Origin of the sequence: Flavobacterium defluvii (genome assembly GCF_900129555.1) — a bacterium.
Classification (GTDB): Bacteria; Bacteroidota; Bacteroidia; order Flavobacteriales; family Flavobacteriaceae; genus Flavobacterium; species Flavobacterium defluvii.
Map to the genome: position 1 here is coordinate 90067 of NZ_FQWC01000008.1, position 13099 is coordinate 103165.

The following is a 13099-nucleotide window of genomic DNA, read 5'->3' on the forward strand; positions in this document are numbered from 1 at the left end:
ATAAAGCTTATAGCCTGCAGCTTATAGTCTAAAGCAAAAAAAAGCATAAAAATATGAATAAAATAAGCAATCCAAAACCAGATACATGGTCTGAAATATTAAAAAGACCAACCCAGACAATTGATGATATTGAAGTTACTGTAAAAGAAATCTTTAAAGAAGTTCAGAAAAAAGGAGATGAAGCAGTGGCAAAATATACTTCAATTTTTGACGGAATAACTTTAGAAAACTACGAAGTTTCTAAAGCAGAAATTAACGAAGCAATCGCTTTGATTCCGAATGAATTAAAAGAAGCTATTCAATTAGCAAAAGACAATATTTATAAATTTCACCGAGCTCAAAAAACAGAAAGAGTTGAAATAGCAACAATCGAAGGCGTAAATTGCTGGCAGGAAAAAAGACCAATTCAAAAAATCGGATTGTATATTCCCGGCGGAACAGCACCTTTATTTTCAACTGTTTTAATGCTGGCAGTTCCGGCAGAAATTGCGGGCTGCAAAGAAATCGTATTGTGTTCTCCTCCAGATAAAACAGGGAAGATAAATCCGGCCATTTTGTATGCTGCAAATTTATGCGGTGTAACCAAAATTATAAAAGTTGGCGGAATTCAGGCAATTGCCGGAATGACATTCGGTACTAAATCTATTCCTAAAGTGTATAAAATCTTTGGTCCGGGAAATCAATTTGTAACTGTAGCAAAACAACTGGCAACGCAATTTGGAGTTGCAATTGATATGCCGGCGGGTCCATCAGAATTATTAATTGTGGCCGATGATACCGCAGTTCCCGCTTTTGTAGCTTCAGATTTATTATCGCAGGCAGAACACGGAACAGATAGTCAGGTGATTTTGGTTTCGACTTCAAAAAAACTGATTGACGAAGTAGAAAAAGAAGTGCAGTCACAACTGGAATTATTGCCAAGAAAAGCAATTGCAGAGAAAGCAATCGAAAATTCGAAATTGATTTATGTTGAAAATGATCAGATCGCATTGGATTTAATCAACGAATATGGCCCTGAACACTTTATAATCTGCTCAGAATATGATGATTTCTATTGCAACGGAATTGTAAATGCAGGTTCTGTCTTCATCGGAAATTATACGCCGGAAAGCGCCGGAGATTACGCCTCTGGAACCAATCATACTCTGCCAACGAATGGTTACGCGAAGAATTACAGCGGAGTAAACTTAGATAGTTTCATGAAATCAATGACGTTTCAGAAAATTTCTAAAGAAGGAATTCAAAACATTGGAAAAGCAATTGAATTGATGGCTGATGCCGAAGGATTGCAAGCGCATAAGAATGCTGTGACGCTGAGATTAAAGGGTTTGCAATAAATTAAAGAGAAAAGAATATAGAACAAAGAATATAGAAATTTTACGGATCAGATGAGGGTCTATTCTCTTTATTCTATCTTCTATATTCTAAAAATTAAGATAATGAAATTCGATATAAATAAAATAACAAGAGAAAACGTAAAATCTTTAAAACCGTATTCTTCTGCGAGAGATGAGTTTGAGGATTTTGATACCGCCGATATGATTTTTCTGGACGCTAATGAAAATCCATATCAAAATGGCGTAAATCGTTATCCGGATCCGCAGCAGAATTCAGTTAAAGCTATTTTAGCCAAAAACAATAATACGAAACAAAGCCAGATTTTATTAGGAAACGGAAGCGATGAAGTTTTAGATTTACTTTTCAGGGCTTTCTGCGAACCTAAAAAAGACAATATTATTTCGCTGCCGCCTACCTATGGAATGTACGGCGTTTTAGCAAATATTAATGCTGTTGAAAACAGAGAAGTTTTACTGACAAACGATTTTCAGCCTCAAGTTGAGAAGATTCTGGAAGCGGTTGACGAGAATACAAAAATCATTTTTTTATGCTCGCCAAATAATCCAACAGGAAATTCTTTCTCAGATGAAAGCGTAGTGAAACTGCTTCAAAACTTTAAAGGTTTAGTTGTAATTGATGAAGCATATATTGATTTTTCGGATAAAGAAAGCTGGCTTACAGAAATCGATGAATATCCGAATTTGGTCATTACGCAGACGCTTTCAAAAGCCTACGGTTTAGCCGGAATTCGTTTAGGAATTTGCTATGCTTCTGAAGAAGTTATTTCAATTCTAAATAAAATCAAACCACCTTACAATGTAAACGAATTAACGCAGCAAAGAGCTAAAGAACGTTTAAAAGATTTAGACAAAATTAAACAAGAAATAGCTTCTATTATTGAGCAAAGAGAAGAACTGCTTAAAGTGTTACTTGAAGTAAATTTTGTTGAGAAAGTGTATCCAACAGAAGCTAATTTTATCTTGGCAAAAGTAGATGATGCTAATAAAAGATACGACCAGTTAATCGAAAAAGGAATCGTTATTCGTAACAGAACTACTCAGCCTTTATGCGAAAATTGCCTTCGTTTTACGATTGGAACAAAAGAAGAAAACGCGATTGTTATTAAGGAATTAAAATTGTTAAACTAAAAATTATTAGCCACAGATTAGAAAGATTAAAATGATTTCTTTCTGTGCGTGATTTTTAGCAACGAATTAAATTAGAGAAATTCGTGAATTTTGTGGCTAAAAAAAATCATATTAATCTGTGAAATCTGTGGCAAAACAAAAAAATATGAAAAAAGTACTTTTTATCGATCGTGACGGAACGATTGTTTTAGAACCGGAAAATTACCAATTAGACAGTTTAGATAAACTGGAATTTTATCCGAAAGTTTTTCAATATTTGGCTAAAATTGCTAATGAATTAGATTACGAATTAGCAATGGTAACCAATCAGGACGGACTTGGAACAGATAGTTTTCCTGAAGATACGTTTTGGCCAACGCAAAATTTTATTCTAAAAGCTTTTGAAAACGAAGGAGTTGTTTTTGATGAAATCTTCGTAGACAGAACTTTTCCGGAAGAAAATGCGCCTACACGCAAGCCAAGAACCGGAATGCTGACTAAATATTTGAATAATCCAGATTATGATTTGGCAAATTCTTTTGTTTTAGGAGATCGTTTAACAGATGTTGAACTGGCTAAAAATTTGGGTGCAAAAGCTATTTTCATGAACAATACGGATGGAATTGGAAGCAATGAAATTTCATCAAAACGTGAAGAATTAAACGAGACAATCGTTTTACAAACAATGGATTGGAAGAAAATCTATGAGTTTTTAAAATTAGAAGCGCGTTCAGCCTCAATTACAAGAAAAACGAATGAAACGGATATTTATATTAACTTAAATCTTGACGGTACAGGAAAAAGCAAAATCGATACCGGAATTGCATTTTTCGACCACATGTTAGACCAAATCTCACGTCATGGTCAAATGGACTTAGAAATCACTGTAAAAGGTGATTTAGAAGTAGATGAGCATCATACAATTGAAGATACAGCAATTGCTTTGGGAGAAGTTTTCGCGAAAGCGTTAGGAAACAAATTAGGAATCGAGCGTTACGGTTTTTGCCTTCCAATGGACGATTGTTTAGCGCAAGCAGCAATTGATTTCGGTGGAAGAAACTGGCTGATTTGGGAAACTGAATTCAAACGTGAAATGGTGGGTAAAATGCCAACAGAAATGTTTTATCACTTCTTTAAATCATTTACAGACGGAGCAAAAGCCAACTTAAATATCAAAGCAGAAGGCATCAATGAACATCACAAAATCGAAGCTATCTTTAAAGCTTTCGCGAAAGCCATAAAAGTAGCCGTAAAGAGAGATACCGAAAAAATGATTTTGCCTTCAACGAAAGGAATGCTTTAATTAAGTCAAAAGTTGAAAGTCATAAAGTCGAAAGTTTCCCAAAATTATGGATATTAAAAATCGGCTTTAAGACTTTCGACCTTCGACTTTAAGACTAATAAAGAATGAAAATAGTAATTATAAATTACGGAGCAGGAAATATTCAGAGTATTATGTTTGCTATTGAAAGATTGGGTTTTAAAGCTGTTCTGAGTAATAATCCGGACGAAATTAAATCGGCTGATAAAGTTATTTTTCCTGGCGTGGGCGAGGCAAGTTCGGCTATGAAAAAACTTCGTGAAAGCGGTTTGGATAGTTTGATTCCGGAATTGAAACAGCCTGTTTTAGGAATTTGTCTCGGAATGCAGTTAATGTGTAACAAAACAGAAGAAGGAAATACAAAAGGTTTAGGGATTTTTGATGTTGATGTTTTGAAATTTTCAAACAACGTAAAAGTGCCACAAATGGGCTGGAATCAGATTTATGATTTAAAAACGGATTTGTTTAAAGATATTTCTGAAAATGAATTTATGTATTTGGTTCATAGTTTTTATGCTCCAAATTGCCCAGAATCGATTGCAACAACTAATTACGATGTTGAATACGCTTCGGCTTTGCAAAAAAACAATTTCTACGGAACTCAATTTCACCCGGAAAAAAGCGGTGATGTAGGAGAAAAGATTTTAGGGAATTTCTTAAAAATGTAAATATTTCAATATCAATCAAAATATCAAAAATTAATTTCAATTTTAGAATCTAAAATCTGAACTCTAAAATCTAAAATAATAAAAAATGAGAATAATACCAGCCATAGATATCATTGAAGGAAAATGCGTTCGTTTGTCCAAAGGTGATTATGATACCAAGATAATTTACAACGAGAATCCACTTGAAGTGGCAAAATCATTTGAAGCACACGGAATTGAATATCTGCATTTAGTAGATCTGGATGGCGCAAAATCGAGTAAAATTGTCAATTATAAAATATTGGAGCAAATTGCAACGCAAACCAGTTTAAAAATTGATTTTGGAGGCGGATTAAAATCAGATGATGATTTGAGAATTGCTTTTGAAAGCGGTGCCAACCAAATTACCGGCGGAAGTATTGCCGTAAAAAACAGAGCCATTTTTGAAAAATGGATTTCAGAATATGGTTCGGAAAAAATCATTTTAGGCGCTGATGCTAAAGATGAAAAAATTGCGGTTTCGGGTTGGCTAGAAGATTCAAATGAAGATTTAGTGCCTTTTATTCAGGATTATCAATCAAAAGGTATTCACTATGTTATCTGTACAGATATTGCCAAAGACGGAATGCTGCAAGGACCAAGTTTTGATTTGTACAGTAAAATTTTAGAAGAAGCAAAAGGCGTAAAACTAATCGCTTCTGGCGGAATTTCAACTTTTGATGAATTACCAAAATTAGCAGAATTAGGCTGTGAAGGAACTATTATCGGAAAAGCAATTTACGAAGGAAGAATTACATTAAAGCAACTTGAAAACTATATTTTAAATAAATAGATATTCCGCAAAGTTGCACAAAGCAAAACGCAAAGATTCACAAAATTTTGCGTAGCTCTGAGAATCTTTGCGAATCTCTGTGAAACAACAAATAAAAATGCTTGCAAAAAGAATCATACCTTGTTTAGATATAAAAAACGGAAGAACCGTAAAAGGCGTTAATTTCGTTGACTTGCGCGATGCCGGCGATCCAGTAGAATTGGCTGCAATTTATTCAGCTGAAGGCGCAGATGAATTGGTTTTCTTGGATATTTCGGCAACAGAAGAAAGACGTAAAACACTTGTAAATATGGTGCGAAGCGTGGCGGAAAAAATCAATATTCCGTTTACTGTTGGCGGCGGAATTTCATCCGTGGAAGATGTTGATATTCTGCTGAATAACGGAGCAGATAAAGTTTCTATCAATTCATCGGCAGTTAAAAATCCGCAATTGATTAATGATTTAGCACAGAAATTTGGAAGCCAATGCGTTGTAGTTGCAATTGATGCGAAACAAATCGACGGACAATGGATTGTGCATTTAGTCGGCGGAAAAGTACCAACAGAATTAAACTTATTTGATTGGGCTGTTGAAGTCGCAGAACGTGGTGCAGGAGAAATTCTTTTCACTTCAATGGATAACGACGGAACTAAAAACGGTTTTGCAAACGAAGCTTTGGCAAAACTTTCAGAATTAGTAAATATACCAATTATTGCTTCTGGAGGCGCAGGAAATATTCAGCATTTTGTAGATTCGTTTCAAAAAGGAAAAGCTGATGCGGCTTTGGCAGCGAGTGTTTTTCACTTTAAAGAAATAGAGATAAAAGTTTTGAAACAGGAACTTAAGAACAATGGAATTGAAGTGAGACTTTAATTGAAGCAAGAGACAAAAAGAAAGAAAAGATTTAATCTAAAATAACAAGAATTCAGAGAATCTAAAATCTGGACTCTAAAATCTAAAATTAAAATGGAAATCGATATCAAAAGCGCACACGGATTAATTCCGGCTATAATTCAGGATTCAGAAACTAAAAATGTTTTGATGCTGGGTTATATGAACGAAGAATCGCTTCAAAAAACAATAGAAACGCAAAAAGTAACTTTTTTTAGTCGTTCAAAGCAAAGACTTTGGACTAAAGGCGAGGAGAGTGGAAACTTTTTAAACTTGGTAAGTATAAAAAATGACTGCGACGGCGATACGCTTTTAATTCAGGCAAAACCTGTTGGGCCAACATGCCACACAGGTGCAGATACTTGCTGGCAGGAACCAAATGATGCAAATTATGGTTTTATTTCTCAATTAGAAAATACAATCAAAACCCGTAGAGAAAATGCTGATTCTGAACAGAGTTACGTAGCTTCTTTGTTTGCAAAAGGAATCAATAAAATTGCTCAAAAAGTGGGTGAAGAAGCAGTAGAAGTAGTTATCGAAGCAAAAGATGATAACGACGATTTATTCCTTAGCGAAAGCGCTGATTTACTTTTTCATTATTTGATTTTATTACAGGCAAAAGGATATCAGCTGAATGATGTTGTTGAAGTTTTGAAGAAACGTCAGAAGTAACACAAATTTTGTTTTAAACCAATCTTGTCAGACTGAGCGAAGTCGAAGTCCCGTTTGCTAAATTACTTTGCGGGACTTCGACTTCGCTCAGTCTGACAAAAATTACTGTCAACATAAAGGGAATAAAAATCCGTATAAATCAGCGCTTTCGCATAGCAAATCCGTGTCATCCGTGTGCCATTCGCAATGACTTACTCCACAAATTCAAAAACTGCAAATTCTTCCGGATGATGGAATCCAAATTTTTGGCTTTTATAATCCTGTAATGCAAGATATTCGGTCGTATTACCGTAATCTATTCTAAAAGTATTGGCTTTCCATTTGGTGCCAGTTTTTGGTTTTGCAAAACCGCCATTTTTAATCTTTTCGAGACTTGAAAAAGGAACTTTTATTTCGGTATCAAAACCTTCAGGAGTTATTTTGCTAATAGCTTCGAATCCATCAATATTAAAATCCATTGCAGTTTTCCAGCCGCCGCATTCGGGCGAAATGCATTTTAAAAGCATATCATAATTGGCAGAATAGGCATTTACCCCAATTTCTATATAGTTTTTTCCATCTCCATCCGGATCAATAAAAACTTCGACTAAATCATCACTTTCATAGATTTTAGAATCTTTCTTTTGAGGTTTTCCAACTATTTTAGTATCTACAGAGCGATAAGCTATATAAAGGTTTTCGTCATTCCACGAAAGTGAAACCATTGTGTTTTGTGTTGCTTTTTCTCCTGAATTATGAATTACAAACGGACCTAAAAATGGCGTTTTCCAATCACTTAAATCACCGTCGATAATTAATTTTTCAGAAGTTTTTGGAATAGGGAAAGTCTGGGAATAATTATGAATTGAAGATAGGAAAGTAAAAAGGTATATAAACGTGCTAAATTTCATAAAACAGGAAAATTTTAGCTAAAATAGAAAACAATACTATATAAGAATACAAATATTGTAACAAAAAATAAAAATATATACTAATATTATAACTAATTCAAAACTTAATTTATAAATAATGAAAAAATACTTTGGGAGTGTTATAACAGCTGTTTTTATTGGTTTTACTGCCAATGCTCAGGGACTTATGAATAAGTCAGAAACCGTTTTTACACATCAGGATACTTTACGCGGAAGCATTACAAAAGAAAGAGTCTGGTGGGATTTGAAATATTATCATTTGGATGTAAAAGTAAATCCAAAAGAAAAATTTATATCTGGTTCAAATACGGTGCGTTATAATGTTTTGGCAGAAAACAATAAAATGCAGATTGATTTGCAGGAACCGATGAATATTACAAAAGTGACGCAAAACGGAAAAGACTTAAAGTTTGAAAGAGACGGAAATGCGTTTTTTATCACTTTAACTGAAAATCAAAAAGTTGGCGATACTAAAGAAATTATAGTTTATTATGAAGGAAAACCGAAAGAAGCGGTAAGAGCGCCTTGGGATGGTGGATTTTCCTGGAAAAAAGACAAAAACGGAAAAGATTTTATTGCAACATCATGTCAGGGCTTAGGCGCGAGCGTTTGGTGGCCGTGTAAAGATCATATGTATGATGAAGTTGAAAATATGTTAATCAGCGTGAATGTTCCGGGAGATTTAATGGATGTTTCAAACGGAAGATTACAAAGTGTTAAAAAAGAAAAAGACGGAACTAAAACCTTCAACTGGTACGTTTCGAACCCAATTAATAATTATGGCGTAAATATCAACATTGGGGATTACGTTAATTTCTCTGAAAAATTTAAAGGAGAAAAAGGCGATTTAGACTGCAGTTATTATGTTTTGAGAGATAATCTTGAAATTGCTAAAAAACATTTTCAGGATGCTCCAAAAATGCTGAAAGCTTTTGAAAGCTGGTTCGGGCCTTATCCGTTTTATGAAGACAGTTACAAACTGGTTGAAGTTCCGTATTTAGGAATGGAGCACCAAAGTTCTGTTACTTACGGAAATGACTTTCAAAATGGTTATAGAGGAAATGATATGAGCGGAACCGGCTGGGGATTAAAATTCGATTATATTATTATTCACGAGTCTGGACACGAATGGTTTGCAAATAATATTACCTATAAAGACATTGCTGATATGTGGATTCACGAGAGTTTTACAACTTATTCTGAATCGCTTTTTATCGAATATTATTACGGAAAAGAGGCTGCAAATGAATATATAAGAGGAATTAGAAAAGTGATTACCAATAAAAAACCGATTATTGGTTATTATGATGTAAATGTTGAAGGATCAGGAGATATGTATCCAAAAGGAGCGAATATAATTCATACGATTCGTCAGGTTATAAATGATGATGCCAAATTCAAATCAATTTTGAGAGGAATGAACAAAACGTTTTATCATCAAACGGTTACTACAAAACAAATTGAAGATTTTATATGTAAAGAATCGGGAATAGATTTTAGTCCGGTTTTTAATCAGTATTTGAGAACAACGCAGGTTCCTACCTTCGAATATTATTTTAAAAACCAGAAATTGATCTATCACTGGATTAATTGTGTGGAGAATTTTGATCTGCCTTTAAAAGTTACTTTAAATGGAGTTGAAACGTGGTTAAAACCAACAACAGACTGGAAAGCTGAAAATGTAAAAGATGATAAATCAACTTTAATTGTAGACAAAAACTTTTATGTAACGGAATTTAATATCACAAATTAAACTTCGGAAATAATTAAAAATTGAAACCCAATAAATTTCTTATTTATTGGGTTTGTTTTTTTAGGAAGAAATCATAAAATTTTAGAAATCTTGATTCGAATGTTTACATTTGTTGCAGATTGATTTCAAAATAATACCATTTTACTAATGAAAAATTACTTCGGAAGCATTTTTACTGCTTTTTTAATTGGTTTTACTGCCAATGCCCAAGGACTTCTTAATAAAGGAGAAACAGTTTTTACACATCAGGATACTTTACGCGGAAGCATTACAAAAGAAAGAGCCTGGTGGGATTTAAAATACTATCATCTTGATGTAAAAGTTAATCCAAAAGAAAAAGCGATTTCGGGTTCAAATACTGTGCGTTATACTGTTTTAACAGAAAATAACAAAATGCAGATCGATTTGCAGGAGCCAATGAAAATTACCAAAGTAACGCAGAATGGTAAAGAATTAAAATTTGAAAGAGACGGTAATGCATTCTTTATTACTTTAACTGAAAAACAGAAAGTTGGGGACACAAAAGAAGTCATAGTGTATTATGAAGGAAAACCAAAAGAAGCAGTAAGAGCGCCGTGGGATGGAGGGTTTTCCTGGAAAAAAGATAAAAATGGAAAAGATTTTATCGCTACATCATGTCAGGGTTTAGGTGCGAGCGTTTGGTGGCCGTGTAAAGATCACATGTATGATGAAGTTGAAAATATGTTGATCAGCGTAAATGTTCCGGGAGACTTGACAGAAGTTTCTAATGGAAGATTACAAAGCGTTAAGAAAGAAAAAGACGGAACTAAAACTTTCAATTGGTATGTTTCGAATCCAATCAATAATTACGGTGTAAATATCAATATTGGAGATTACGTTAATTTTTCTGAAGTATTTAAAGGAGAAAAAGGAAATTTAGATTGTAATTACTATGTTTTAAGAGACAATTTAGCTGCAGCAAAAGAACAGTTTAAAGATGCTCCAAAAATGCTGAAAGCTTTTGAAAACTGGTTCGGGCCTTATCCGTTCTACGAAGACAGCTATAAACTGGTTGAAGTTCCGTATTTAGGAATGGAGCACCAAAGTTCTGTTACTTACGGAAACCAATATAAAAATGGTTATTTAGGACGTGATTTAAGCGGAACTGGCTGGGGATTAAAATTTGATTTTATCATCATTCATGAATCTGGGCACGAATGGTATGCAAACAATATCACCTATAAAGATATTGCTGATATGTGGGTGCATGAGAGTTTCACTAATTATTCTGAAAGCTTATTTTTAGAATATTACTATGGAAAAGATGCCGCTGCTGAATATATTATTGGATGCAGAAAAAACATTCAGAATGATACACCGATTATTGGGCATTATGATGTAAATAATGAAGGATCTGGAGATATGTATCCAAAAGGAGCTTCGATGCTGCATATGATTCGTCAGGTAATTAATGACGATGCTAAATGGAAATCGATTTTAAGAGGAATGAATAAAACTTTCTATCACCAAACGGTTACTGGAAAACAAATTCAGGATTATATCAACGAACAATCTGGAATTAATTTCAACAGAGTTTATGCACAATATTTAACGACAACACAAATTCCGGTTTTTGAATATATGTTTAAAAACGGAACTTTCGGATATCACTGGACAAACTGTGTTGCGAAATTTGATATGCCGGTTAGAGTAAAATTAAATGGTGTTGAAACCTGGTTAAAACCTACTACAGAATGGCAGTCTGAAAAAACAACTAATGAAGATAGAAAAGTAGAAGTTGATAAAGATTTTTATGTAACGACTTCGAATATTGTAGAATAAAGTTTTTAAAATTTCAAAATAAAAAATCCCAAATTCCAATTTTAGGAGTTTGGGATTTTTTATTTTTCAGTAACCCCGACAGGTTTTTAAAACCTGTCGGGGTTGTTGTATATGCGCAAAACCTTTGTCAAAGTTTTAAACTTTGACAAAGGTGATTGAGTATGTAGTTGGAATTTGGAATTTAAAAAATTGGAATTTTTAAATCAACGGCTGTTAAGTTTCGCCTTTTCTTTAATAATATCCGCAATTTTTCTATTCTCGATTTTACTTTCAAGCCAGGAAATAATATCCAGATACAAGAAAGCTCTTTTTTCGTAAGTATTCTTTTCAAGTTCAACAAAACGTGCATGCATTTTTTTGAATTCCTTCTTGATATCTGCAGGATAAAAGTTATTCAGGTTTCTTAAAAACTTAATGATTTCTTTTTGAACTTCATGTAAATCATTCATTTTCAATAAGAATTTATACGTGTTTTTAAGATGATTTTCCAAATAATAATCTTTTCCTAACTCATAATGTGCAATTAAAGATAAAAGTCTCGCAAAGCACATCAAATCTTCGCGCATTGTCAAGTTCTTATTATTGATGATTTTATCCAGGTAATTGATGCATTCGTTGTATTTTTCATTTCCGAAATATATAGAAGCAATTTTATAGAAAAACAACATTTCGTGATGTTCATCAAGATGATCGCTGTGTTGTTTCAGTTTTTCTAAAATTTCAGGAATCAAATATTCACTTTCAGCAAAAGTACCTTCAAGAATATGCAGGTTCAGTTTGTTGTTATATAAGTATAAAAATGACAAAGAAGCAAGATTATCATTTACAGGAAATCTCGGATCTTCAATCGTTTCTTCAAGCAGCGAAAGGTATTTTTTGAAATTTGAAGTATATTTCAGCATATACAGCGATTCCAGGAAATAATGATTTCCTTTTAGAAAAAATACCGGATTCAGATAAATCATATTCGGATTATCATAAAAAAGCTGAACCCATTTGTAAGCAAATTTATAACTCGCTAAAAAGTCCTGAACCAGAAAGCTTCGCCATAAATTGGCATTGTAAAACCAATATTTTTCGCGGAAACCAAACTTAGTTTCGTCTAGTTTAGAAATATGTTTGTTGAAATAATCATCAATGTATCTGTACTCTTCATCATTTTTTACGTAACCGGTTTTCAGCATGATTCCGTATAATTGAAGCGAAAGATTTGATAATTTGCTCGAAATAGTATTTCTGTAATTTAATTCTTTGGCCTGAACAACCAATTCATCGGCGCGGCCCTGAATACTTCGGGTAATATATTGTGATTCTATTAGTTTTTCAAACTCGACAATTTCATACGCCATATATTTTTCGTCATTCTCTAAAGCCTGCTGTTTTGTTTTGTCGAGAATCTTTAAACTCTGTTTATAAAGACCTTTATTATATAGTATAACGGCAAAATCGATTTGTTCGCGCAATTGATAACGAATATTCTGGCTCGGAATATTCAAACGAATACTTACCAGAATTTGTTTATACAAGTATGATTTTAAGTTAGATAGCTGTACCTTTTTGATACTTCCGCTTTTTAAAATAAGCTTTTCATCGTAGGTTTCAGATTTATCTAAAATATTGAATAATTCAATGAATTTAGTATTCGAACTTGTTTCTAATCGGCTTGCAAAAATTTTAAACTGCCTTTTTTCAGATTTGGAAAGTGATTTAATCAGAACAAATAAGAAATCTTTTTGATGGTTAGCCATTGTAAAAAATAATAATATAACTTATTGGTTATTAAATATTTAACTCGTTATAAATTGTGTTATGCACAGTATAATT

11 protein-coding genes are annotated in these 13099 nt (G+C 33.3%); 9 read left to right on the plus strand and 2 right to left on the minus strand.

Annotated elements, in window-relative coordinates; all coding sequences use genetic code 11:
• Positions 1 to 53: 53 nt before the first annotated feature.
• The 7 genes from hisD to hisIE all read left to right on the plus strand — a co-directional run bounded on the left by hisD (position 54) and on the right by hisIE (position 6808).
• Entirely contained in the window at positions 54 to 1337 is a 1284-nt protein-coding gene (hisD, locus tag BUC29_RS16640) for a histidinol dehydrogenase (RefSeq protein ID WP_073417306.1), read from the plus strand.
• Positions 1338 to 1439: 102 nt separating this feature from the next.
• Entirely contained in the window at positions 1440 to 2486 is a 1047-nt protein-coding gene (gene hisC, locus BUC29_RS16645) for a histidinol-phosphate transaminase (protein WP_073417307.1), read from the plus strand.
• 145 nt (positions 2487 to 2631) lie between these two features.
• Positions 2632 to 3768: a bifunctional histidinol-phosphatase/imidazoleglycerol-phosphate dehydratase HisB gene (hisB, locus tag BUC29_RS16650; RefSeq protein ID WP_073417458.1), complete on the plus strand. Its 1137-nt coding sequence runs from the start codon at positions 2632 to 2634 to the stop codon at positions 3766 to 3768.
• A gap of 104 nt (positions 3769 to 3872) precedes the next feature.
• Positions 3873 to 4454 carry an imidazole glycerol phosphate synthase subunit HisH gene (gene hisH, locus BUC29_RS16655; RefSeq protein ID WP_073417308.1) on the plus strand — a complete coding sequence of 194 codons (582 nt, stop codon included), beginning with the start codon at positions 3873 to 3875 and terminating at the stop codon, positions 4452 to 4454.
• A gap of 85 nt (positions 4455 to 4539) precedes the next feature.
• Positions 4540 to 5265: a 1-(5-phosphoribosyl)-5-[(5-phosphoribosylamino)methylideneamino]imidazole-4-carboxamide isomerase gene (gene hisA / locus BUC29_RS16660; RefSeq protein ID WP_073417309.1), complete on the plus strand. Its 726-nt coding sequence runs from the start codon at positions 4540 to 4542 to the stop codon at positions 5263 to 5265.
• Between the two features lie 97 nt (positions 5266 to 5362).
• Positions 5363 to 6118, plus strand: coding sequence for an imidazole glycerol phosphate synthase subunit HisF (hisF, locus tag BUC29_RS16665; protein WP_073417310.1), 756 nt, complete (start codon positions 5363 to 5365; stop codon positions 6116 to 6118).
• Positions 6119 to 6205: 87 nt separating this feature from the next.
• Entirely contained in the window at positions 6206 to 6808 is a 603-nt protein-coding gene (gene hisIE / locus BUC29_RS16670; protein ID WP_262489310.1) for a bifunctional phosphoribosyl-AMP cyclohydrolase/phosphoribosyl-ATP diphosphatase HisIE, read from the plus strand.
• A 191-nt stretch (positions 6809 to 6999) separates the two neighbouring features.
• On the opposite strand, the gene BUC29_RS16675 is transcribed toward hisIE, so the two are convergent.
• Entirely contained in the window at positions 7000 to 7698 is a 699-nt protein-coding gene (locus BUC29_RS16675) for a carbohydrate-binding family 9-like protein (protein ID WP_073417312.1), read from the minus strand.
• A 118-nt stretch (positions 7699 to 7816) separates the two neighbouring features.
• Between BUC29_RS16675 and BUC29_RS16680 the strand changes: the two genes are divergently transcribed.
• Together BUC29_RS16680 and BUC29_RS16685 are read left to right on the plus strand one after the other, a co-directional pair.
• The gene (locus BUC29_RS16680) at positions 7817 to 9472 is read left to right on the plus strand and encodes a M1 family metallopeptidase (protein WP_073417313.1); all 1656 of its coding nucleotides are present in this window, start codon (positions 7817 to 7819) and stop codon (positions 9470 to 9472) included.
• Between the two features lie 147 nt (positions 9473 to 9619).
• On the plus strand, positions 9620 to 11275 hold the full coding sequence (locus BUC29_RS16685; protein ID WP_073417314.1) for a M1 family metallopeptidase: 1656 nt from the start codon (positions 9620 to 9622) through the stop codon (positions 11273 to 11275).
• 203 nt (positions 11276 to 11478) lie between these two features.
• Here BUC29_RS16685 and BUC29_RS16690 read toward each other — a convergent pair whose 3' ends face one another.
• A complete protein-coding gene (locus BUC29_RS16690) occupies positions 11479 to 13023 on the minus strand; it encodes a hypothetical protein (RefSeq protein ID WP_073417315.1) in 1545 nt (514 codons plus the stop codon).
• Positions 13024 to 13099: the final 76 nt, after the last annotated feature.

What these genes read in the sequence shown, in the direction of transcription:
- hisC (WP_073417307.1), top strand. Translation starts at nt 1,440, where the DNA reads ATGAAATTCGATATAAATAAAATAACAAGAGAAAACGTAAAATCTTTA.
- hisB (WP_073417458.1), top strand. Translation starts at nt 2,632, where the DNA reads ATGAAAAAAGTACTTTTTATCGATCGTGACGGAACGATTGTTTTAGAA.
- hisF (WP_073417310.1), top strand. Translation starts at nt 5,363, where the DNA reads ATGCTTGCAAAAAGAATCATACCTTGTTTAGATATAAAAAACGGAAGA.
- BUC29_RS16675 (WP_073417312.1), bottom strand. Translation starts at nt 7,698, where the DNA reads ATGAAATTTAGCACGTTTATATACCTTTTTACTTTCCTATCTTCAATT.
- BUC29_RS16685 (WP_073417314.1), top strand. Translation starts at nt 9,620, where the DNA reads ATGAAAAATTACTTCGGAAGCATTTTTACTGCTTTTTTAATTGGTTTT.
- hisD (WP_073417306.1), top strand. Translation starts at nt 54, where the DNA reads ATGAATAAAATAAGCAATCCAAAACCAGATACATGGTCTGAAATATTA.
- hisH (WP_073417308.1), top strand. Translation starts at nt 3,873, where the DNA reads ATGAAAATAGTAATTATAAATTACGGAGCAGGAAATATTCAGAGTATT.
- BUC29_RS16690 (WP_073417315.1), bottom strand. Translation starts at nt 13,023, where the DNA reads ATGGCTAACCATCAAAAAGATTTCTTATTTGTTCTGATTAAATCACTT.
- hisA (WP_073417309.1), top strand. Translation starts at nt 4,540, where the DNA reads ATGAGAATAATACCAGCCATAGATATCATTGAAGGAAAATGCGTTCGT.
- BUC29_RS16680 (WP_073417313.1), top strand. Translation starts at nt 7,817, where the DNA reads ATGAAAAAATACTTTGGGAGTGTTATAACAGCTGTTTTTATTGGTTTT.